General features: G+C 53.9%; 19 protein-coding genes and 1 pseudogene. 8 read left to right on the forward strand and 12 right to left on the reverse strand.

What is annotated here, in order from left to right; genetic code table 11:
- Position 1: 1 nt before the first annotated feature.
- From dsbG to GF617_RS03740, 11 genes and pseudogenes are all read right to left on the reverse strand, one after another.
- On the reverse strand, positions 2–760 hold the full coding sequence (dsbG, locus tag GF617_RS03690) for a thiol:disulfide interchange protein DsbG (protein WP_203451081.1): 759 nt from the start codon (positions 758–760) through the stop codon (positions 2–4).
- Between the two features lie 28 nt (positions 761–788).
- Entirely contained in the window at positions 789–1,349 is a 561-nt protein-coding gene (locus GF617_RS03695) for an RNA polymerase sigma factor (protein ID WP_181623753.1), read from the reverse strand.
- 5 nt (positions 1,350–1,354) lie between these two features.
- Positions 1,355–1,762, reverse strand: coding sequence for a hypothetical protein (locus GF617_RS03700; RefSeq protein WP_203451082.1), 408 nt, complete (start codon positions 1,760–1,762; stop codon positions 1,355–1,357).
- Positions 1,763–1,886: 124 nt separating this feature from the next.
- Entirely contained in the window at positions 1,887–3,437 is a 1,551-nt protein-coding gene (locus GF617_RS03705) for a methyl-accepting chemotaxis protein (protein WP_181623523.1), read from the reverse strand.
- Positions 3,438–3,693: 256 nt separating this feature from the next.
- Positions 3,694–4,710 carry a LacI family DNA-binding transcriptional regulator gene (locus GF617_RS03710; RefSeq protein ID WP_181623524.1) on the reverse strand — a complete coding sequence of 339 codons (1,017 nt, stop codon included), beginning with the start codon at positions 4,708–4,710 and terminating at the stop codon, positions 3,694–3,696.
- 28 nt (positions 4,711–4,738) lie between these two features.
- Positions 4,739–6,148, reverse strand: coding sequence for a sucrose-6-phosphate hydrolase (locus GF617_RS03715; RefSeq protein WP_181623525.1), 1,410 nt, complete (start codon positions 6,146–6,148; stop codon positions 4,739–4,741).
- A complete protein-coding gene (locus tag GF617_RS03720) occupies positions 6,148–7,518 on the reverse strand; it encodes a sucrose-specific PTS transporter subunit IIBC (RefSeq protein ID WP_181623526.1) in 1,371 nt (456 codons plus the stop codon). The genes GF617_RS03715 and GF617_RS03720 overlap by 1 nt, the downstream gene beginning before the upstream one ends.
- A 67-nt stretch (positions 7,519–7,585) precedes the next feature.
- The gene (locus GF617_RS03725; RefSeq protein ID WP_181623527.1) at positions 7,586–9,103 is read right to left on the reverse strand and encodes a carbohydrate porin; all 1,518 of its coding nucleotides are present in this window, start codon (positions 9,101–9,103) and stop codon (positions 7,586–7,588) included.
- Positions 9,104–9,278: 175 nt separating this feature from the next.
- Positions 9,279–10,184, reverse strand: a complete 906-nt coding sequence (locus GF617_RS03730) for an aminoimidazole riboside kinase (protein WP_181623528.1) — start codon at positions 10,182–10,184, stop codon at positions 9,279–9,281.
- A gap of 112 nt (positions 10,185–10,296) precedes the next feature.
- Positions 10,297–11,511 (reverse strand): annotated as a pseudogene (locus GF617_RS03735) (diguanylate phosphodiesterase).
- A 132-nt stretch (positions 11,512–11,643) separates the two neighbouring features.
- A complete protein-coding gene (locus GF617_RS03740; protein WP_203451083.1) occupies positions 11,644–13,140 on the reverse strand; it encodes a carboxylesterase in 1,497 nt (498 codons plus the stop codon).
- Positions 13,141–13,406: 266 nt separating this feature from the next.
- Here GF617_RS03740 and GF617_RS03745 point away from each other — a divergent pair, with 266 nt between their 5' ends.
- Genes GF617_RS03745 through GF617_RS03780 form a run of 8 tightly spaced genes read left to right on the forward strand, consistent with a single transcriptional unit; the run spans position 13,407 to position 21,245 of the window.
- On the forward strand, positions 13,407–14,261 hold the full coding sequence (locus GF617_RS03745) for a MurR/RpiR family transcriptional regulator (RefSeq protein ID WP_203451084.1): 855 nt from the start codon (positions 13,407–13,409) through the stop codon (positions 14,259–14,261).
- An 11-nt stretch (positions 14,262–14,272) separates the two neighbouring features.
- Positions 14,273–14,848, forward strand: a complete 576-nt coding sequence (gene ddpX / locus GF617_RS03750; RefSeq protein WP_203451085.1) for a D-alanyl-D-alanine dipeptidase — start codon at positions 14,273–14,275, stop codon at positions 14,846–14,848.
- A gap of 36 nt (positions 14,849–14,884) precedes the next feature.
- The gene (locus GF617_RS03755) at positions 14,885–16,414 is read left to right on the forward strand and encodes an ABC transporter substrate-binding protein (protein WP_375289536.1); all 1,530 of its coding nucleotides are present in this window, start codon (positions 14,885–14,887) and stop codon (positions 16,412–16,414) included.
- 24 nt (positions 16,415–16,438) lie between these two features.
- On the forward strand, positions 16,439–17,461 hold the full coding sequence (locus GF617_RS03760) for an ABC transporter permease (RefSeq protein WP_181623534.1): 1,023 nt from the start codon (positions 16,439–16,441) through the stop codon (positions 17,459–17,461).
- A complete protein-coding gene (ddpC, locus tag GF617_RS03765) occupies positions 17,458–18,354 on the forward strand; it encodes a D,D-dipeptide ABC transporter permease (RefSeq protein ID WP_203451086.1) in 897 nt (298 codons plus the stop codon). The genes GF617_RS03760 and ddpC overlap by 4 nt, the downstream gene beginning before the upstream one ends.
- Entirely contained in the window at positions 18,351–19,337 is a 987-nt protein-coding gene (locus GF617_RS03770; protein WP_203451087.1) for an ABC transporter ATP-binding protein, read from the forward strand. The genes ddpC and GF617_RS03770 overlap by 4 nt, the downstream gene beginning before the upstream one ends.
- Complete coding sequence (locus GF617_RS03775; RefSeq protein ID WP_181623537.1) at positions 19,330–20,259, forward strand: ABC transporter ATP-binding protein; 930 nt, start codon at positions 19,330–19,332, stop codon at positions 20,257–20,259. The genes GF617_RS03770 and GF617_RS03775 overlap by 8 nt, the downstream gene beginning before the upstream one ends.
- Positions 20,259–21,245 (forward strand): mannuronate-specific alginate lyase, encoded by a 987-nt coding sequence (locus GF617_RS03780; protein WP_203451088.1) that lies wholly within the window; start codon positions 20,259–20,261, stop codon positions 21,243–21,245. The genes GF617_RS03775 and GF617_RS03780 overlap by 1 nt, the downstream gene beginning before the upstream one ends.
- On the opposite strand, the gene GF617_RS03785 is transcribed toward GF617_RS03780, so the two are convergent.
- A complete protein-coding gene (locus GF617_RS03785; protein ID WP_181623539.1) occupies positions 21,242–21,991 on the reverse strand; it encodes an SDR family NAD(P)-dependent oxidoreductase in 750 nt (249 codons plus the stop codon). The genes GF617_RS03780 and GF617_RS03785 overlap by 4 nt on opposite strands.
- Between the last annotated feature and the right edge of the window lie 154 nt (positions 21,992–22,145).

The following is a 22,145-nucleotide window of genomic DNA, read 5'->3' on the forward strand; positions in this document are numbered from 1 at the left end:
CTTATGGTTTCGGACCAAACATCTCCTGCAATTGCTTCTCGTCAGGCATTCCAACGACCTGCTGAAGTTCGTTTTGGTTATTCATATAATAAATGGCCGGGGTGGCATTCGCCCCCAGTTCGTCCATTAACTTCTGGTGCTGCTGCAGAAGTGTAAAGGTCGACCGGGAGGCGTTTGTCTCACCCTGAGGCAATGTTTTCCCGCCAGAAAGCTCGTATTCTCGCCAGGCGCTTACCGGATCTTTCGCGTTCAATATTGCCGTGGCATTGCGTCCACTGTTGGGGTTCAGAAACGCCACCAGAAGCGTGTTTAACTGGACTTTACCTGCCTTCACCCACGGTTGAGCCTCAGACCAAAAGGTTTTGCAATAAGGGCAAAATGGATCGGCAAAAACAAACACTTTACGCGGTGCGGTATCCGCCCCTTCTTTCAGGGGATGTGTTGCATTCAATTGCTTCCACATCTCTCTGCCAAGAGGCACGTAGATCTCTTTTTTAAAATAGTCCTCGCTGAGGTTTTTACCTTTTTCATCATAAAGATAGCCTGAAACCACATGCTTTCCGTCAGGCAGCAGAAAAATGGTAACGCCCATGTCCTGATACTGACCAAGCCAGGTTGGCGCTCCGCCGGGAGCATTGATTTTTTTGATGATCTTAATCCCTTGCTGCTCACTGAAACGCTTCACCGCGTCAGGAACGGCCTCTGCCGCCATTGCCAGTCCGGGTATCATCAGCACAGACGCTAACAATGTATTCTTCATCTATACCTCAACTTATTGTGTTTTTGCGTCACGAGTCGGTCAGGTCATCATAAACGTCCCGCAGTCGAGTTCGAAGGAAAAGCACTGCTTTATGTTTACGGGATAACAGTGCCTGTACGCTGACCCCGCTTTCCTCCGCCAGTGACTTCATGCTGTAACCCTGAAGTTCCGTTTTTTCGAAGACCTCCCGTTGCGTTTGCGGCAATTCTGACAGCGCCAGTCCCAACTCTTCCCACAACAGCATTTTCAGGTACTCTTCCTCTGGTGTTTGCGGCACGCCAAACAAGGTTTCAGCTAATTCATCTTCCGGGTCATGCCCTTCATCCTCTTCGGTGAAATATCCGGAAAGCGAAACTTCACGCTTCTTGCGCGAACGATCGGTCATCTCATTACGCGCCGCGCGAAACAGCCAGGCCGCGACATTCTCCACGGGCTGTTCCACGGTCATCAGTTGATATGTCACTTCCTGCAAGATATCGTCGGCGTCATCGCGTACGGAAGTTCGTCCGCGAATAAAGGCTTTCAGCCGGGAGCGGCAGGCATTAAGCGCCGACATCAGCAATGATTCCCCCACCATCCCGGCCTTCATTTCACTCACTCTGCTTCCGGCGCTTTCGGTGTACTGTCCTCACGCTTGTCATCACGATGACCGCGCCAATGACAATGTCCGTGACGACCAAACCCATCGCGCCGTTGCTGAATAAAGGCTTCACGCTGCTCGGGTGTCATTTGCATCCAGCGTTCATGCATCCGACGGTGCGCGCCAAACATCCCCGGACGGAAACCCAGTCCACCAAACAGAATGCGGCTCAGCACCAGAATGCCCAGCGCCTGCCAGAACCCGATGGCTTTAACCCCCAGAATGGCCGGTAACAACGCATTCCATAAGCTCATCACCAGAAGGCCGAGCACCACAAACAACACAGCGCCTATGACCAGCGCTTTCCCCATACGATGACGACCAAAACCCCGTCCATGACCACGCATATCACAATCTCTCATTGTATTTACCTCATTACAGTAACTGATTATGGCTTGTGATGAGGTAGACGAATGAGCGGGGGAAATATTGCTAAAAAAGTGACTTTATTTTTATGCAGGGGGACCACTCCCCCTGGAAGAAGGGTTAGGCGTGCGCGGGTAAACTAAAGCTCGAAATGCTCTGTGTCAGATGCTGCGCCTGCTCTTCAAGAGATGCAGCGGCAGCGGCAGACTCCTGAACCAGAGCGGCATTTTGCTGAGTTACCCCGTCCATCTCCGTAACGGCCTGACCCACCTGGCCAATCCCCCGACTTTGTTCTTCTGAGGCAACCGAGATCTGCTCCATCAACGTGTTCACTTTATTGACTGACGTGATAATGGAATCAATCACCTCTCCGGAGCGGTTTACCAGTTGAGCACCGTTTTTCACGCTGGTCACTGACTGGGCAATCAGGTTTTCGATATCCTTCGCCGCAACGGCGCTCTTCTGCGCCAGTGTACGTACTTCGCTTGCCACGACTGCAAATCCGCGCCCTTGCGTTCCGGCACGAGCAGCCTCAACGGCGGCGTTTAAGGCCAGAATATTGGTCTGGAAGGCGATACTGTTAATCACGCTGGTAATATCTTCAATACGCTTAGAGTTTGCGGCAATCGTATTCATGGTTTCAATCACCTCGCGGGTGACTGACTCTCCGGTATGGGCATTTTTCACCGCATCCTGAACCAGTCGGCTGGCCTGATGAACGTTGTCGGTATTATTCGCCACCGTAGCACTCAGCTCTTCCATGCTGGCCGCTGTTTGTGTCAACGCAGAGGCTTGTTGCTCTGTTCGTGACGCCAGATCGATATTCCCGGAGGCAATTTCCTGGGCGGCATAGGTCACCGTATGGCTGGCATCACGCACCTGTGAAATCGTTGAGAGCAGCGCCTGACGCATCTGCTCCATTGACCCCATCAGGTGGTCAATTTCGTTATTGGCACTTCCCTTCACCGGGACAGGGATGTTCAGCTTACCGGCAGCAATCTGACTGCAGTGCTCTTGGGCCAGATTTACCGGGGCAAATACCAGGCGCTTCATCAGCAGACTGACGGCGATAATCACCACCACAAACAGTAACGCGAATGCGGCGATAATCGCGAGGCCAGAGACAAAATTACTGCTCGCATCTTCATTCAGGCTCCTGGCATATTTCTGGTGTACAGAGAGTACCTGGTCGAGCACAATTTCATATTGACGATCAAGCTGAGAGACAACCGGGATTAACGCGTTGAATTTTGCAGAGTCTTTCGCTTCTGCAGCATTGATTAAAGGTTCAAGACCCTGATCGCGGTAGTTTTTCCAGGCATCGGCGTAGGCATTAACCATTGGCGCTTCATCTGGAAGACGCGGCGAAGCGATAAACGCAGCAAACGCACTGTCTGCTTTGGTCAGCGCCGTTTTGACCGCCATCAGCTTCTCAGAGAGATCCGCTGAATCGCCCGCTTCCACCATCTTCACATACTCCATCGCTCTTACACGTAGCGTACGGCTATGGTTGATAGGGTCAATTATCGACAGGACAACCTGAATTTCTTTATTCACATTATCGAGCGAATTGTTGCTCTTGATGATTAACCCGACACTTGTGATCGTACTGGCAACAAAGAAAAACAGCAGTGTAAACAAAATAATCAGAGACGATTTTTTCAACGACATAGACACCTCAGGGATAAATATTCCTAAAGGTTATCGGCGTAATGGGACTATTATTTAATTAAAGTTACTACATTATTAAATAAAATTAACATAACATTAAAATAATTAATATCAATGGGTTAGGTGAAAGTGCCATAGTGTGAGTGGGATATTTAATGACTGTAGCTTATCTATTTGACGACTAACCATTTATACTGTTTTTTAGGCTATTAATTAACCCCCCCCTGGCTGAGCAATTAATAAACAAAAGGCAGATTTACTCTGCCTTTTTATATCGCCGCTGCAACGTCGCATTCAATTTACGCTGTAATGGCTCCGGGGTTTCCCCTTCGATCAATTTACCAATCAGATCAAAGCAGTGCCATGCCAGTTGCCGGTTATCCTGGCGAACCGTATCAATAGGTATGGTCAGGGAATCATACAGATAGTGATCGTCAAAACTGGCCAGTCGCATCTCGCTTTGCAGCAGATTGTGCTGACCCATATAGCGCAGCACCCCTTCCAGTAATCCGCATGCTGCTGTGAACAGGGCTTTGGGAGGACGGCCTAACCGCGCGCACAGCTCAGCAAACATCTCATAGCCGGAACTTGGGTGATAATTACCGTGAATAATCCATTCCGGCCGTAACTCAACGTTTGCATCGTGCAAGCCTTGCTTAAACCCTTCAAGACGATCGCGTGTAGGGGAAAGACGCGGCTGACCACCAAGGAAATAGACTTCATCAGGATGTTCACGGGCAATCTCTGCCACCAGTTCAGCCGTTGGCCTGATGGAGTCCGTGATGACCAGAGGAAGGGAGCTGTCGTTCATGTGACGGTCAAACAGAACAACCGGCAGTTGTTCGCTCAGCTTTTGATAGTCGGTATCATTGAGCATACTGGATGCGACAATCAGACCATCAACCTGCCGCGCCACCATATTGTTGACCACCACCGTTTCCTGCCCCGGATTTTCATCACTACAGGAGATCAACAACTGAACACCCGCCTCACGGCACAAGGTCTCCAGTTCATGAGAAAAGACGGCAAAACCGTAGTTGGTGATTTCGGGAACGACCAGTCCGATGGTATGGCTGCGGTTATCACGCAAAGAACGTGCATGAATGCTCGGTTGATAGTGGTGCTCTTTCGCAATGGCCAGCACGCGTTCACGGGTGTCTTCCGCTACACGAAGCTCTTTACTGCGTCCGTTCAGGACCAGGCTGGCGGTGGCTTTTGATACCCCCGCCAGTTCTGCGATGTCTTTTATTGTGACGCGTTTTGTTTTTCTCACAACGACTTAGATCCGGCTGCCAAAACCTCTATTCTATCATGCAGCCGCGCAGCGACCAGTACCGTAATGTGATGTCGGACGCACCTTCGAAGTTCACCCGTGCAGGATGGTCAGGAAAATAGCGGCTGCTCATCACACCTTCGCCGTGGTTGATGAAAATTTCAACACTGGAACGGTCACACAGAACCTGTAAATGCTGGACATCACCTCGCCAGTAGCGTGTCAGCGTTTCTCCGTTTTGCAGACTGGCTCGCTCCAGACGCAGCCCGTCACGATCGACCGTTAACCGCAGCGTATGTGCAAAATCCACACTGACCGATGACGACGGCGTTAGCTCAAACTCCAGGCCTGTCGCATCCAGACCCGGAGCATCACACGCGTTGCCCTGCCAGCGTTGTTCCTCCTGACGCAGTTGCTCCAGTTCACGAATCGGGGTTTGCCATAATTTTCCGTCGCGATACCGCAGTTCGCGTGGACAGGTCATCTGGTGGATCCAGCCCTGCGTGCGAGTCGGCTGTAACATCTCTTCCCCGTCAGGAACGCCCATCCAGCCAATCAGAATTCGTCGCCCGTCGGCGGCCAGCGTGGTTTGCGGCGCATAGAACTCAAAGCCCGCGTCCAGCTCGTGCAGTGCGCCGTGATCAAACGTCGCACGATCATAGTCAAACGCTCCACTCATCCAGGTTGCCGGATAGGTATTGAGATAGCGATGTGCTTCGCGCGTCAGCCCTTGCGGACAGCAGATCAGAATGTGTGTGCCGTCGAGTGCAAACAGATCCGGACACTCCCACATATAGCCTGCATCGGAAAGGCCATTCACACCATGACCGGCTATCTCACCGCAGGCATGCCACGTGTTCAAATCCGGTGATTTAAAAAGCAGGACTTTGCCGCGTTTTTGCAGATCCTGTGCGCCCAGCACCATGAACCACTCGCCATTGTGCTGCCACACCTTTGGATCACGCACGTGCCCGGTATACCCTTCCGGCAGGGCCATTACGGGGCCACGTTTCTCAACGCTGCCATCCGCTTTTTGTACAGCCAGGCACTGCCAGGCCGTACGGCTACCGTCGTCAAACTTCACGTTGCCGGTGTAGCACAGAGTCAGTACGCCGTTGTTATCGACGGCGCTGCCGGAATAACATCCGCTGCGGTCGTACTCTTCATCCGGCATCAGCGCCATAGGCTCATGTTGCCAGTGTACCAGGTCGACAGAGCTCCAGTGACCCCAGCACTTATAGCGGTGGTCACATCCCAGTGGGTTCCACTGGTAAAACAGATGGTAACGCCCGGCGAACCAGATAAAGCCGTTCGGATCGTTCATCAGCCCTGTGACAGGCGCGGGATGCCATTGCGGGTAATGGCTGTCAGCCAGTGCGCGTGGCTGGCCTTTCATTACGGCCTGCAATACAGCAGGCCAGCGTGAAGGTAATGTCATTATTCAGCGTCCGTTTTGTACTTCAGCAGAAGCGAGAGGATAAACGCCACCCCGAAGGCAATCACCATGCCGATAATATAATTCAGAAGTGAGCTTGCCTGTACAATTGCCATTCCAGGGATTGCCGTCAACCCGACAGCCGTCATGTAAACATGTACGGAAACAACCCATGCCCCGCCTGCTGCACCGCCAATCAGGGCTGCAATGAAAGGCTTCACAAAACGCAGGTTAATACCGAAAATCGCCGCCTCGGTGATCCCAAGCATTGCAGAAAATGCTGACGGTAAGGTAATGGCCTTTATTTTTGCGTCTTTGGTTTTGAACCACACGGCCAGACATGCCCCGCCCTGTGCAACGTTCGCCATCGCCCAGATAGGTAGCAGGAAGTTAACGCCAATGGCCGGGTTACCTAACAAACCTGCTTCAATCGCGTGGAAGCTGTGGTGAATGCCGGTAATCACAATCACCGAATATAAGCCGCCAAACAGCAGCCCGGCCAGCCAGCCCGCGTGTTCAATCAGCGTACTCAGAATGAATGAGATCCCGTCCCCTAACGCACGCCCTGCAGGGCCAATAATCAGCAAGGCAATAAAACCGGAAATAATGACCGTCAGGAACGGAGTCAAAATCAGGTCCAGTGCATCAGGAATAACGCGACGCAACTGTTTCTCGACAATGCTCATAAACCAGACGGCGAGCAGCACAGGGAACACCGTTCCCTGATAACCAATCATGGCGATGTCTAACCCAAAGAAGTTCATGGTGTGGAAACCGGAGGCCACACCCCAGGCGTTGGTCAGCGCCGGGTGAGTCAAAATACCGCCCAGGGTCGCCCCCAGATAAGGGTTACCGCCAAATTCACGGGCGGCGGTAAAACCAATCAGGATCGGCAGAATAATAAACGCGGCCGAGCTGCACATATCCAGCATGATGTAGAGCGCATTATCGGCATTGACCCAGCCGTAGGTTTTCACCATGCCCAGCAGGCCCATCAGTAAACCGGAGGCCACAATCGCCGGAATGATCGGAACAAAGATGTTCGACAGCAGACGCGCGATTCGCTGGAACGGATTCAGTTTACGCGCCGCCATATCGGCCGCTTCCGACTTACTGGATTCACTGATCCCTGCCGCCTGAATAAACGCGGCGTAGACTTTATTGACCACACCCGTACCGAAAATCACCTGCATCTGACCGGCGTTACGAAAACACCCTTTTACCCCTTCCACCTTGCCGATGGCCTGCTGATCGGCAAGCGCATCGTCGACCAGTACCAGACGAAGACGCGTAGCACAGTGCGCAGCACTGGCGATGTTCTCTTTGCCACCGAGCAGCGGAATAAGCTCACGGGCGATATTATCAAAATCCATAGACACCTCTGCCTGACCTCATTTTTATGATGTAAGTAACGCCCCCGCAGTGCGGGAGCGTGAAGGGTTAAAACCAGGTTTCCATCTGTACCCCAAAGTTCCATTCCCCGCCGGCGTTGAAACCACTGCTGCCAAAGGCATCATCACTGGCGTAGTTATCCAGTTTGCTGCTCCAGTCCATCCAGGTTGCAAACAGGCGCAGTTCAGGACGGCTGAAGAAATCACCGATCTTGCCCGCTTTCAGCGTCGGGGCGAAGGTGAGTTTGTAGAAGCTACCATTTACGGCGTTACGGTCTTTATACCCTTCCGGGTTTAAATCCATGTACTGATAGCTTCCCTCAAAGGCCAGGGCAAAGTTCTGCGTGACCTCCTTAATCAGGCGTGTGTTAAGCGTGACCCACTCGTAACTGTCACCTTTCACATAACGATCTTTACTGCTTTGCGCCAGCACCGCCGGAGCGATGTGCCAGCCGCCGCCCAGCGGGGTCACACCGTAGCTGGCAAAGCGCCAGGTATCAGCATCCGATAACAGTGCCCCGTCGGAACCGATACTCTTAACTTCCGCCCCTAGCCCATGGCCGTACAGCAGAGCCGTTTTGGCGGAACCTTCACGCATGCCATAGAAGCTGTCGTTATGCAGGCCGACCAGAGCATGAACACCGTTGTTTGCCGCATCTGTTTTGATGAGGTCGCCGTTAGCATCTTTGCGGTCATCGTTATCTTTGGCGCGCAGTCCGCTCACCATCAACTGGAATGGCCCGGCGAAGTGGTTCATGCTCAGAATGTAGTTCTGAACGTTATTGTCGATCTGTTCTTCACTGCCGAAGTTGCGCCCATAAATCGAGAAGTTACTGCGCAGTGTGTCATTCCACTTCACGTCGTACACACCACCACCGGTCCCGGCCAGGAACACCACATCGGAATCCAGCCAGTGGATGTCGAAGTTATCACGGTCAAAACGTTTACCGGCCCAGAACGTACTGCCCTTCAACGCGCCGGTAAAATCGGGCAGATTGCCCAGCTCAGCAAACGCCTGGCGAATATTGAGGTCGCTGGTATCGGCGGACCAGTCGTTATACGTCTTTTGCCCGTCGGCCAGCATGGCTTTAAAGCGGGTCGTCGCGCCATTATCCAGCGTCTGTTTATGCTCAACATTGAGCTCAACGTAGGTGTCCGCTTCATTACCCAGACGCCCAATTGCGCCCCCTGTTTCACCGGCTGGTGTCAGGTATGGACCACTTTTACTGCTGGATGCGGCATCGTTCATCAGCAGACCGGAACGCGCATAGCCGTGGAACTCGAAACCACTGCTCTGGTCGGCTTTTTTCTCCAGCATGGCGGTTCGCTGCGCGACGTCCTGAGTTGTGGTCTGCGCTTTTTGTTGAGCGGCCACCAGCTGCTGTGTTTTTTGTTCTGCTACCGTCGCGCGCTTTTCTGCAACCTGGGCTCGCGTTTCAGCATCCTGAAGACGCTGCTCAAGCGCGGCAAGGCGTGTTTCGATGCTTGTCATATCCGTTTGGGCAAAAACAGAGGTACTACCGGCCAGCATGCCAATCATCACGGCAAGTCTGCGTTTTTTATACATTTTGTCGCATCCCTAAAAAGAAGTCATTGATAGTTGCTAAATTGCTAAACCGGTTTAGGTTGATGATACTAAACCCGCGAATTTTAGATGAGCAATGTTTTTTGCTAAACCGATTTAGTAATTGTGACCTGGGCGACAATTCAGGCCGCCAGAGCGCGGCCTGTGAAGGGAAAACTTACAGTTCGTGATGGTAAGGTAAGGCGGTCATCGCACCTTTTGCCGTGGTAGCCAGCGCTCCACAGCGTTGTGCTAAACCGATGAGGGAAGCGAGGTCCTGGGCCGCAGACAATCCGTTGCTGGCGAGTCCGTAGAGCAGTCCGGCAACAAATGCATCCCCCGCACCGGTTGTATCAACGCTCTCTACAGGTGTTGCCGGATAAAGCACGACATTTCCGTCATGCCAGGCAATCACCCCGTCTTTACCCTGTGTGACCAGGACCAGTCTGGCGGGACAATGCCGCATCAGCTCCACCAGCCCTTCTTCTACGGCCTGATAACCGCTGACAAAGTGAAGTTCCTCGACGGAAAGTTTCACCACGTCCGCTTTGCTCATCGCCTGTTCCAGGCACTGGCGCAGCGTATCGTTATCATTCCAGAGGTCGGGGCGAATGTTGGGGTCAAAACTGACATAGCCGCCCGCGCGTTTTACCGCATCCATCGCCTGAAACGTCGCGCTACGGCTGGGTTCTGCACTTAGGGCGATGGAGCAGACATGAAGCCATTCTCCCGCGTGAAACGCGGGAATATCGGCAGACGCCAGGAACAAATCGGCACTCGGGCGCACCATGAAGGTAAACGAACGCTCGCCCTGCTCGTCGAGGTCGACCACTACCGTTGACGTGCGATGAAGAGGATCGGGCCGCATCCACTTCACATCTACCTTTTCAGCCGCTAATGTCTTTTGCATAAATCGGCCAAAGGGATCGTCGCCAACCCTGCCGATGAACGCACTCTCCCCGCCAAGCCTTGCGATACCTACCGCGACATTTGCCGGCGCCCCTCCTGGGCATTGCAGTAATTTACCCTCTCCATCCGGTAACAAATCCACGACGGCATCGCCAAGTACCCAGACCTTTTTCATGTACACCTCTTAGCTAAACTATAATTAAACCGTTTTAGCTATTTAAGCACAGGCCAGACGAACGGGAAATATACGGGGTATAAATAGCGCGTTGAAACGAAGGGTGTCCCTGTTAACGCGTTACCTGTGGCCAGTGAATATCGCCAACGCCATTAAGCTGAGGACGGGAAAACAAAAAACCCTGAAAACGTCTAATACCGGCAGATTCCAGCCAGCACCACTCCTCTATCTTCTCGATACCTTCCGCCACCAGCGAGATTTCCATATCGGTACAACAACTCACGATAGATCGCACAATGGCCTGTTTGGGGCCACTCAAATGAATGTTACTGACGATCTCGCGGTCGATCTTGATCTTATCCGGCTGGAATTTGGTCAGGAGGGAAAGCCCGGCATAACCCGAACCAAAATCATCAATCGCAAGGCCTATTCCCTCTGCCCGCAGGTGTTTGATCGCACTGTTAAACTGATTAAACCCGGAAATCATCTCGTTTTCCGTCACCTCAATCACCACCTGCTCTGGCTGAAGACCGTGAAGCTTAATTTGATCAACCAGAAACTCCACCGCCCCCGGTACGTTAACCAAAGACATCGGCAGAAGATTCACCGCGATTTTGTGCCCCCCAATACCGATTTTTTCGGCCAGCGCAAACGCATAGGCTTTGGTTTGCAAATCTATTTCGTACACTTTGTCCTGATCGATCGCCTAGAAAAATCGTTCCGGGCTACCGCCATCGTTGCCACGGATGAGTGCCTCAAGCGAGGTGATCTTCCCCTCTCCGGGTTCAACAATCGGTTGCAGCGCAAACTGGCAAGACTGATGCGCAATCACACCGTTAATGCACTCACCAAAGGGGGCATTTTCCCGCGAGAGCGTCCATTTATCCGCATTGTACGTCGTGTCTGGTGGCGACGGATTTTTTTGGGTAATAAACGTCTGGATGAATTTAAACACCCGGTCATCAGAAGCCAGGTAACTTTCGAGTTTGCTGTAGCACAAAACAGATTCAAGCACCGATTTCGGTGACTTAACCTGGAGATCAAACAGCAGCATACCGACGTTTTCAAAACGTCTGCGCGGGCCGTAGTCGCGCATCAGTTCAACCACGTCGCTGTGCCGTTTATCCTCACGGATTTTATGGAAAAGCTGAATGACGCTTTCTTCCGAGCCTTCCAGCACTTGCAAAATGTCATAGCCGTTAAAAAGCAAAATCCCGGTAATGTTCAGTTTTGCGTTCCGATGCCGGGCTTTCTCAACCAGAGAAGCCTGGTGGATAGATTTACAGGATGAATTCAACTGGCTTCGATAAATGAGTGTAGTCAGCACAAGAACTGTTCCTGAATTGGAGGGTGCACCTATAACGTATTGTTTAGCATAATTTACCATTGCCGACTAATGATATTATCGCTATAGAATATTTAAAGATTTTCCTCATTAAACATAAGTCAAATGAATGCGTTACGGTGCTTTTCTGTTCAGGGATATCGTCCCATTATGCTGATGGATCATCGAAAGCATATCGTCATAAAACGGATTTGATGTCACTCGCATCAGCGCATCTTTGCTAACAATTAATACTGAGGTTTCACCCCTGAGCGAAACCGTTCCAAGACTAACCCCGTAGCGGTTTTTCGCCGCAGGGTGACTGCCGTACAAATCATCCTCAGGGGGGAATGGAACGGCGACATGCGAAAGCGAGTAGATCTCCTGTGGATACCGCGTGTCCAGAGAAGAAACCGTCTCCTGTTTGCTACCAGCCAGCGTGGTTTTCGCCACGGTGTTAAAGGTATTCGCTGAGGCATTGGTGATTATAGTGACAGTGTAATGACGCACTGCCGTTGGCAGCAATTCGGACACCGCAGTCCATGATGAGGGTTTGAACAGTGGACGAAAGCTGGCGGCCTGGTTGATATCAAACATTACCAGCTCACTGCCATTTTCAGGCAACTGATTAAAAAGTGACTCCACCACTGCGCGAGTACTTACCGTTGAATCCATCACCGATTGAAAAGCCAACACCGGAGGCAATCCTGTCAGCGTGTTATTACGTGCATCACGACTGAGCTGTTGCTGCAAAACTTGTGTCAGTAGCCAGGACTGCCGCGCGGCGTTAACCGGGAAGGAGTTGTATTTGTAAGGGTTATATTCAGGCGTGATGTTCAGCCAGGCTGCTTTGGCAAAGGCCGGTAACATGGCAGGTAAACCTGCCAGGCCAGCAAAACGGGCAAACGTCGTCACGCCGATCATCGGGGACAACAGCACCAGTTGCTGAGGCTTACGCAGCGCAGGGGTTTCCAGTGTATCGAGCGTATATTTCATTGCCAGCGCGCCGCCATTGGAATAACCCACCAGATGCAGTGGCACATCATTCCCGGCGAGTCGCGTCGCTTCCCGCACCGCAAGACGGGTCACCGCCAGCCACATTTCCCAGTCCACACGCGTCAGCGCGCCGGGCGCAGTCCCGTGACCCGGCAGGCGTGGCACGACGGTCACAAACCCACGGCGCTGATAATCAACGGCCAGATGTTTCATGCTGTAGGGGGAGTCCGTCAGACCATGAAGCAGTACCACAGCCCCACGCGGTGTCCCTTCCGGCATCAGCACAAACGAACGATTGGTATCAGGCGTAAACCGCCCAGGCCAGACCAGGCTACCCCGGTAATAGCGGTTCAGAGGGGTACGATCATCTCCCGCTGTTTTGTTCGTTACCCTGGTCTGCAAATCGGCAAAAATTTTGCTTTCACGGGCGAGGTACTGCGCAAAGCTGGCTTTATCGATCTCCCGAACGGACATTTCATCCGCCGTCCAGGTGTGCCATAGATGCAGTTCAGGTCCCTGCTGCGAAAGATAAATTCGGACTGCGAGCAACACAACCAGCACAATACCCAGCACCAGCACGATTTTTTTTGTGAGGAGCACCAGCCGCACACTGACACGCCAGGGCAAGTTCGCCATGCCGATTTCCCTTCCTTTTCCATCATGTCTTTATCTTAACAAAAATGTGAAGGCACTGACGTATTCACCAAATACATCGTTACAGAGACCAACGTTGCACCAAAAGTGAACTACGCTGCACAAATGTTGATCATTGGTTAAGTAAATATTGCATTAACTTTGCAGCACAGGCGATTTACAGGCCCATGTGGACATGGCATGCGTCGTGCATTGTTAATCAGATAACAAATATCGGGCATTTGACAGACTGTTAACAGCGAGGCGGTATGACGACAAAACCAGAACTGCTGACCCGGATCGAGGCCACCTTTAGCCAGCTCACGCCCAGTGAAAAACGGGTTGCAAGCTGGATGCTGGCGCATGCTGCGCAAATTCCGTTTGAAACGGCGGAAAGCGTTGCTCTGGCCACAGGAACCAGCGGGATCACCGTAGGCCGATTCCTGCGTAAGCTCGGGTTTCGCAATCTGGACGATGCCAAAAACAGTCTGCGCGATCCTTATCAGCCCTGGGGAATGAACGAGCGCCTCGACTCCTGGCAGCAGCAACGCCCGCTGTCAGACAGGGTTCAGCACTCCCTCTCGCTGGAAGTCGATGCCATATCGCATGTGTACCAGTTGGCGCAAAGCGACGCGTTTAAGCTCGTGGTGCACCAGCTCACGCATGCTGACGCCGTGTTTGTGCTGGGCATTCAGTCCACGCGCGGGATCGCCAACGCCTTCTTCAGCCATCTGGAATATCTGCGTCCACGCGTCAGCTATTCCGAAGGGTTATCCGGGAGCTGGGTCGAGTCGCTGAACTCTGGTTTTTCACATCCCTATGTTGTGCTGACGGATACGCGTGCTTACTCCGCTATCGCGCGTCAGTACTGTCGGGTTGCCACCGACAAAGGGATCGCAATGGCGCTCATCACCGATATCTGGTGTCCGTGGGCGCGGGACTACCCCATTGATTTATTGCAGGTGAAAACGGATACCGGACATTTCTGGGATTCATTAGCCCCTGTGAGTTGTCTGTTTAACCTGCTGTTGTCGGGCGTGGTGGAGGCGCTGGGTGATGCACTTCCTGACCGACTGGCGGCAAACCGGCAATTACAACAAGAGTTTGGTCAATTCGAACGCTAAGGAGCGGAGCTATGCCCGAAGAGTGTCAACTGGTTGATGTCGCGAAGACTTTTCCTGCGCTGCATATCGATCTGAAATACGCCACCGCCGACAACATTACCGGTCGGCCGATTTACCAGGAACACCTGTGTCTGCTTCACCCTGATGCCATCACTGCACTGACCAAAGCGATCGGCATCGCCACTTTGGCCGGACTCAAACTGGTGGTCTACGACGCCTATCGTCCGCAGCAGGCCCAGGCGCAATTGTGGCAGGCTTGTCCTGATCCGGAATATGTGGTGGATGTGGCGATTGGCTCCAACCACAGTCGGGGAACCGCCATCGATGTGACGCTGATGGATGAACACAACACCGTGCTGGATATGGGCGCGGGGTTTGACGAAATGCACGACCGTTCGCATCCGTATCACCCTTCTGTCCCCCCGCAGGCGCAGCGTCATCGCCTGTTGCTCAACGCCATTATGTTTGGCGGCGGCTTTGTCGGGATCTGCAGTGAATGGTGGCATTTTGAACTGCCTCAGGCGGCCAGTTATCCCCTGTTGGACGACCAATTTGCCTGTTTTTCGACAACACACACCGCCCTTTAATCCCGGAGCTCTGCCATGAAAACATCAAACGCATTTATGTCTCTGTTTCGTCCAGCCCTGATTGCCGCAGCGATGGGCCTGAGCCTTTCTGCTGCCCAGGCGGCAGTGCCAAAAGATATGCTGGTTATCGGGAAAGCGGCCGATCCGCAAACCCTCGATCCCGCCGTCACCATTGATAACAATGACTGGACCGTGACCTATCCGGCTTATCAGCGTCTGGTGCAGTACAAACCAGGAACCACTGAAGTGGAAGGTGATTTATCCACGGGCTGGAAAGCGTCAGACGATCAAAAAGAGTGGACCTTCACACTGAAGGATAACGCGATGTTTGCCGACGGGACGCCAGTGACCGCCGAAGCGGTAAAACTCTCCTTTGAGCGCTTGTTGAAAATTGCTCAGGGTCCTTCGGAAGCCTTCCCCAAAGATTTAAAAATTGATGCACTTGATGACCACACGGTGAAATTCACCCTGAGCCAGCCGTTTGCCCCGTTCCTCTATACGCTGGCTAACGACGGCGCCTCTATCATTAACCCGGCCGTACTGAAAGCGAATGCTGCGGATGATGCGCGCGGGTTCCTGGCACAAAACACGGCAGGTTCTGGGCCGTTCATGCTGAAAAGCTGGCAGAAAGGCCAGCAACTGGTCCTGGTGCCCAACCCACACTGGACAGGAGAAAAGCCACATTTCAAACGCGTCTCGGTGAAAATCATCGGCGAGAGCGCTTCACGTCGCCTGCAACTCTCCCGTGGCGATCTGGATATCGCGGATTCACTACCGGTGGATCAACTCACCGCACTCAAGCAGGAAGGCAACGTTACCGTTGCAGAATATCCGTCACTGCGCGTCACCTATCTGTATCTCAACAACAGCAAAGCGCCAATGAACCAGGTTGACTTGCGTCGCGCTGTCTCCTGGGCGACGGACTACCAGGGCATGGTGAAAGGGATCCTGAGCGGAAATGGCAAACAGATGCGCGGTCCGATTCCGGACGGCATGTGGGGCTTCGATGCCACGGCGATGCAATACAGCTTTGATGAAGCCAAAGCCAAAGACGCGCTCGCCAACGTGAAAGATAAACCGGCCAGCCTGACGTTCCTCTATTCCGACAACGACCCGAACTGGGAGCCTATCGCCCTTTCCACTCAGGCCAGCCTCGGCAAAATCGGGATCAGCGTCAAGCTGGAGAAGCTGGCTAACGCCACCATGCGCGACCGTGTAGGCAAAGGAGACTATGACATCGCGATTGGTAACTGGAGTCCGGACTTTGCCGACCCGTACATGTTCATGAACTACTGGTTTGAGTCAGACAAAAAAGGGCTGCCAGGCAACCGCTCTTATTATGAAAACAAAGAGGTGGATAGTCTGCTGCAAAGCGCCCTGAAAACCACAGACCAGGCCGAACGCACCAAAGACTACCAACAGGCGCAGAAGATTGTGATCGACGAAGCCGCCTACGTTTATCTGTTCCAGAAAAACTACCAACTGGCGATGAACAAAGAGGTTAAGGGTTTCGTCTTTAATCCGATGCTTGAGCAGGTGTTCAACATCTCGACGATGAGCAAGTAACTGACCGAGCCGGGGAGAAAGTGTATGACGTTCTGGAGCATTCTGCGCCAGCGCTTCTGGGGGTTAATCCTGGTGGTGGCAGGTGTTTGTATCATCACGTTTATTATTTCGCACATGATCCCCGGCGATCCGGCCCGTCTGCTGGCCGGTGACCGCGCCAGCGATGACATCGTGCAGAACATTCGCCAGCAGCTTGGGCTGGATCAGCCGCTCTATATCCAGTTTGGGCGCTATGTGGATGCCCTGGCACACGGCGATCTGGGGACATCTATCCGCACCGGTCGCCCGGTGGCGGAAGATTTGAAAGCGTTCTTTCCCGCAACCCTGGAACTGGCGTTTTGTTCTCTGCTCCTGGCGTTAGTGATCGGTGTACCGTTGGGGATTTTGTCTGCGGTTTATCGCAACCGCTGGCTGGATCACCTGGTGCGACTGATGGCGATGACTGGGATCTCGACACCAGCATTCTGGCTCGGGCTGGGGGTGATTGTGCTGTTTTACGGGCATCTGCAAATTCTGCCCGGTGGTGGCCGACTGGATGACTGGCTCGATCCGCCCGCACACGTCACCGGATTCTATCTGGTGGATGCGTTACTGGAAGGAAACGGTGAGGTCTTCTTTAATGCCCTGCAACACCTGATTTTGCCTGCCCTGACTCTGGCGTTTGTCCATTTAGGCATCGTGGCGCGTCAGGTCCGCTCTGCCATGCTGGAGCAGCTTAGCGAAGATTACATTCGTACCGCGCGGGCCAGTGGCTTGCCGGGTTGGTACATCATCCTGCGCTACGCCTTGCCCAACGCGATGATCCCGTCGATTACTGTGCTGGGTCTGGCGCTGGGGGATCTGCTTTATGGCGCAGTCCTGACCGAAACGGTTTTTGCCTGGCCGGGCATGGGTGCCTGGGTAGTGACCTCTATTCAGGCGCTCGATTTCCCTGCCGTGATGGGCTTCGCTGTTGTGGTGTCACTGGCCTATGTGCTGGTTAATCTGGTGGTTGATCTGCTCTATCTGTGGATTGACCCCCGTATCGGGCGCGGAGGTGCCGAATGATGTTAACGCAAGAAACGCCCGTCCCCGTGAAAACCAACAGGCCGCGCATCGACTGGGCAAAACTGTTCTGGCTACTGCGCAAAAGCCCGCTGACACTGGTGGGTGGAGTGATTATGTTCCTGATGCTGGCGCTGATGATCGCCTCGCCGTGGATTGTGCCACACGACCCAAACGCGCTGGATTTAACCGCCCGTTTGCAAGCTCCGTCGGCTCAGCACTGGTTTGGCACGGATGAAGTGGGTCGCGATCTGTTCAGCCGTGTGCTGGTGGGGAGCCAGCAATCCATCGCCGCAGGCCTGGCGGTGGTGCTCATTGCCGGAGGCATCGGCTCGCTACTGGGCTGTTTTTCCGGCATCCTGGGTGGGCGCGGTGACGCCATCATTATGCGGATAATGGACATCATGCTCTCCATTCCGTCGCTGGTACTGACGATGGCACTGGCAGCCGCACTGGGCCCCAGTCTGTTTAACGCCATGCTCGCGATTGCCATTGTGCGCATTCCCTTTTACGTCCGTCTGGCTCGCGGGCAAACGCTGGTCGTGCGCCAGTTTACCTATGTACAGGCGGCCCGCACCTTTGGCGCATCACGCTGGCATTTGATCAGCTGGCATATTCTGCGCAATGCCCTGCCGCCGCTGATCGTTCAGGCATCACTGGATATTGGCAGCGCCATTCTGATGGCCGCCACACTCGGTTTTATCGGTTTAGGTGCACAGCAACCGACTGCTGAATGGGGCGCGATGGTCGCCGTCGGTCGTAACTATGTCCTTGACCAGTGGTGGTACTGCGCATTTCCAGGGGCGGCTATCCTGATTACCGCCATCGGGTTCAATCTGTTTGGTGATGGCATCCGCGACCTGCTTGACCCGAAAGCAGGAGGAAAACAGTCATGAGCGATACGGTCTTATCGATTGAAGATTTACACCTGAGCTTCCCCTTCTATCGTGGAGAAGTCCACGCGCTGAATCGTGTGTCTCTGGAGATAAAACGCGGGGAGATTGTCGGCGTGGTTGGCGAGTCTGGCTCAGGAAAATCCGTTACTGCCATGCTGGCTATGCGCTTATTGCCTGAAGGGAGCTACCGTATTCATCGCGGCCGCGTGACGCTATTGGGCGATGACGTTCTGAACGCCACGGAGAAACAGCTCCGCCAGTGGCGAGGGGCGAAAGTCTCCATGATTTTCCAGGAACCCATGACGGCGCTAAACCCCACACGCCGGATCGGTAAACAGATGGTGGAGGTAATTCGTCAGCACCAGCCACTGACCCGGCGGGACGCACAGCAAAAAGCCATTTCGTTGTTGGAAGAGATGCAAATTCCGGATGCCCGGGAGGTGATGGAGCGCTACCCCTTCGAGCTTTCGGGGGGAATGCGCCAGCGAGTGATGATCGCCCTGGCGTTCTCCTGCGAGCCGGAGCTGATTATTGCCGATGAACCGACCACCGCACTGGACGTCACCGTCCAGTTGCAGGTTCTGCGTTTGCTTAAACACAAAGCGCGCGCCAGCGGAACCTCCGTGTTGTTTATCAGTCATGATATGGCGGTGGTGTCGCAACTGTGCGACCGCATGTATGTGATGTACGCGGGCAGCGTGATAGAAAGTGGAACAACGCAAACGCTCATCCACCATCCCGTGCATCCCTATTCGATTGGTCTGCTGCAGTGTGCGCCTGAAAACGGTGAACCGCGCGAGATGTTACCGGCTATTCCGGGGACAGTTCCCAATCTCACCCACCTGCCCCGGGGTTGTGCCTTCCGTGAGTGTTGTTTCGCGGCCAGCGCGCAATGTGACGAAACGCCCCGCTTAACCGCCCACGGCGCAGCAGGACAACAGGCCGCGTGCTGGTATCCGCAACTGGAGGATCGTCATGTCTGATATTCTGCTCGAACTGGACAGCGTGCATGTGAACTTTCCTGCCCGCAAAAACTGGTTAGGTCGTGTGACGGAGCAGGTTCACGCCCTTAACGGGATGGATCTGCATATCCACCGGGGTGAGACGCTGGGGATTGTCGGGGAGTCAGGTTGCGGAAAAAGCACTCTGGCACAGCTATTAATGGGGATGCTAAAGCCCAGTACCGGAAGCTGTCATCACGCTCACGGCACAGAGGGCATGCAGATGGTGTTTCAGGACCCGCTTTCATCACTCGATCCCCGCCTCCCGGTCTGGCGCATTATTACGGAACCGGTCTGGATCCAGAAACGCAGCCGGGAACATGAACGTCGCCAACTGGCCGAAACCCTGGCCTTACAGGTTGGGATCCGCCCCGAATACCTTGATCGGCTTCCCCATGCCTTTTCAGGCGGTCAACGTCAGCGTATTGCTATCGCCCGGGCATTATCGTCCAATCCGGATATTATCGTGCTGGATGAGCCCACCAGCGCGCTCGATATCTCAGTACAGGCGCAAATCCTCAATCTGCTGGTGACGCTCCAGCAGCAACGTAATCTCACCTATGTGCTGATTTCCCATAACGTCTCAGTGGTCAGACACATGAGCGACCGCGTGGCGGTGATGTATCTCGGGCAAATCGTTGAACTGGGCCGCGCCCAACAGGTGCTGGGCCAACCCCGGCATCCGTACACGCGCTTGCTTCTCGACTCTGTTCCTAAAACCGGCGAGCCGCTGGACGATGGTCTTGCCCTGCGCAAAACAGAGCTGCCGGGTAATCGCCACCTGCCTGCCGGATGTTACTTTCGCGAGCGTTGCCCGTTAGCCGATTCCGGGTGCGGGAAACCGCAGTCGTTGCAACAAACGGCTGACAACCGGGTGGTGCGTTGCTGGCGGGAGGTGGATTGATGCGTCGGGCGATCTGCCTTCTCCTGTTCCCGATAAGCGGGCTTGCCAGCCCGCTCGTCCCGCCGCCCGGATTTACCCGTGAGCTGCCACAGACGGTCAAAGGCAAATGTGTCACTCTACCCGCTCCTTTTACCGGTACGTTGCAGTTTCGCAGTAAATATGAAGGGTCAGGCCCGGCGCGTGCCACGCTCAATCCGCAGGCAGAAGCGGCATACCAGAGTGCGACGAAACCCATTGCCGATTTTGAACGTGGGATCATGACGATGGTCTGGCGCTATAAACAAAGCGGCGATCCGCGAACGCTGGCGTGTATTCTCGCAGGCTACTCCACCTGGGCCAATGCCGGCGCACTCCAGTCGACAGACACCAACCACACCGGGCGATCCATGCGCAAGTGGGCGCTGGCAACGCTTGCGACGGGCTGGCTTGAACTGAAATTTTTACCCGGACATCCCCTGGCAAACCATCACGCGTCGGCCGAAACAGAGCGCTGGCTCGGCCTGCTGGCTGACCAGGTCGTGACCGACTGGGATGGGCTTCCGCTGTCGAAAACCAATAATCACAGTTACTGGGCCGCATGGTCAGTGATGGCTACAAGTGTGGCGCTCAACCGTCGGGATTTATTCGACTGGTCCCTTAAAGAGTACCGTATTGCCGCCAGCCAGATTGATCCTGATGGATCGTTACCTAACGAGAAAAAACGGGGTTCCAGAGCGCTGGCATACCACCACTATGCGCTCGAGCCGCTGGTGATGATGGCCAGTTTTGCCCACGCGAACCGGGTTGACTTGATGCAAGAAAACGAGGGGGCGCTGGCGCGACTGGCGGGTTATGTCCTGAAACGGGATACGGCGGATGCCGAATGGCTGGAGCCGTATTGTTCGCTGACGCAGTGCGCTCGCCCCACCCTGGCGCGGCGAGATGCGCACCGGCCACTGAAAAATCGCCGTCTCGGCGGCGATTTAACGGTGTTGTATGGGCCTTAAATTTGCGCCATACCGCCATCCACAAACAGCTCGGTGGCATTAATAAAGCTGGCGGCATCAGACGCCAGAAACGCCACTGCTTTACCCACCTCTTCAGGCTTGCCGAGGCGGCCAAGAGGAACCTGCGCAGCAAGCGCATCGAACAATCCCTGACGATCCTCCAGGGCAACCAAATCGCCCAACCCCGGTGTTTTAATCGGCCCAGGGCTGACGACGTTTACCCGAATGCCCCGCCCCTGAAGATCCAGTGCCCACGAACGCGCAAAGTTCCTGACGGCAGCCTTACTCGCGCTGTAAACGCTAAAGCTTGCTGTTCCCTTAATCGAAACGGTGGAACCCGTAAGGATAATGGACGCCCCGGCCGCCAGAAGCGGCAGTGCTTTTTGCACAGTAAACAGCACACCGCGAACGTTAGTACCAAAAATCCGGTCAAACTGTTCTTCCGTGATCGCGCCGAGTGGCAGCATATCGCCCCCGCCAGCATTAGCGAACAGAATATCCAGCCGTCCTGTCTCTTTTGCGATCTGCGCGTATACCTGATCAAGATCTGACAGTTTTGAAGCATCCGCACGAATACCGGTCGCGGCAGACCCGATAGATTTGACGGCCGCATCCAGTTCCTCCTGACGACGCCCTGTGATGTAAACCTGTGCGCCCTGAGCCGCCAGCTCCTGAGCCGTCGCCAGACCAATGCCCGTACTGCCACCTGTAACCAGTGCGATTTTTCCTGAGAGAGATGCGTTCATGTTGTTCACCTTCTGTTAGGTAGATTGTGATGCCAGCAAAAGCATTTGAAGGGGCTTTCGCTTGCGTTGAACTTACTGTAGCGTTGGTCTGATTAATGAAAAATAGGCAAAAATGAAAATGACTATTCACACAGGGGAATAATCATTTCACTGA

The organism is Lelliottia sp. RWM.1 (genome assembly GCF_016859735.1).
GTDB lineage: Bacteria > Pseudomonadota > Gammaproteobacteria > Enterobacterales > Enterobacteriaceae > Enterobacter.

Bases quoted from the DNA above. Each gene is read 5' to 3' on its own strand.
- dsbG (WP_203451081.1), bottom strand. From the start codon at position 760: ATGAAGAATACATTGTTAGCGTCTGTGCTGATGATACCCGGACTGGCA.
- GF617_RS03695 (WP_181623753.1), bottom strand. From the start codon at position 1,349: ATGAAGGCCGGGATGGTGGGGGAATCATTGCTGATGTCGGCGCTTAAT.
- GF617_RS03700 (WP_203451082.1), bottom strand. From the start codon at position 1,762: ATGAGAGATTGTGATATGCGTGGTCATGGACGGGGTTTTGGTCGTCAT.
- GF617_RS03705 (WP_181623523.1), bottom strand. From the start codon at position 3,437: ATGTCGTTGAAAAAATCGTCTCTGATTATTTTGTTTACACTGCTGTTT.
- GF617_RS03715 (WP_181623525.1), bottom strand. From the start codon at position 6,148: ATGACATTACCTTCACGCTGGCCTGCTGTATTGCAGGCCGTAATGAAA.
- GF617_RS03720 (WP_181623526.1), bottom strand. From the start codon at position 7,518: ATGGATTTTGATAATATCGCCCGTGAGCTTATTCCGCTGCTCGGTGGC.
- GF617_RS03725 (WP_181623527.1), bottom strand. From the start codon at position 9,103: ATGTATAAAAAACGCAGACTTGCCGTGATGATTGGCATGCTGGCCGGT.
- GF617_RS03730 (WP_181623528.1), bottom strand. From the start codon at position 10,184: ATGAAAAAGGTCTGGGTACTTGGCGATGCCGTCGTGGATTTGTTACCG.
- GF617_RS03740 (WP_203451083.1), bottom strand. From the start codon at position 13,140: ATGGCGAACTTGCCCTGGCGTGTCAGTGTGCGGCTGGTGCTCCTCACA.
- GF617_RS03745 (WP_203451084.1), top strand. From the start codon at position 13,407: ATGACGACAAAACCAGAACTGCTGACCCGGATCGAGGCCACCTTTAGC.
- ddpX (WP_203451085.1), top strand. From the start codon at position 14,273: ATGCCCGAAGAGTGTCAACTGGTTGATGTCGCGAAGACTTTTCCTGCG.
- GF617_RS03755 (WP_375289536.1), top strand. From the start codon at position 14,885: ATGTCTCTGTTTCGTCCAGCCCTGATTGCCGCAGCGATGGGCCTGAGC.
- GF617_RS03760 (WP_181623534.1), top strand. From the start codon at position 16,439: ATGACGTTCTGGAGCATTCTGCGCCAGCGCTTCTGGGGGTTAATCCTG.
- ddpC (WP_203451086.1), top strand. From the start codon at position 17,458: ATGATGTTAACGCAAGAAACGCCCGTCCCCGTGAAAACCAACAGGCCG.
- GF617_RS03770 (WP_203451087.1), top strand. From the start codon at position 18,351: ATGAGCGATACGGTCTTATCGATTGAAGATTTACACCTGAGCTTCCCC.
- GF617_RS03775 (WP_181623537.1), top strand. From the start codon at position 19,330: ATGTCTGATATTCTGCTCGAACTGGACAGCGTGCATGTGAACTTTCCT.
- GF617_RS03780 (WP_203451088.1), top strand. From the start codon at position 20,259: ATGCGTCGGGCGATCTGCCTTCTCCTGTTCCCGATAAGCGGGCTTGCC.
- GF617_RS03785 (WP_181623539.1), bottom strand. From the start codon at position 21,991: ATGAACGCATCTCTCTCAGGAAAAATCGCACTGGTTACAGGTGGCAGT.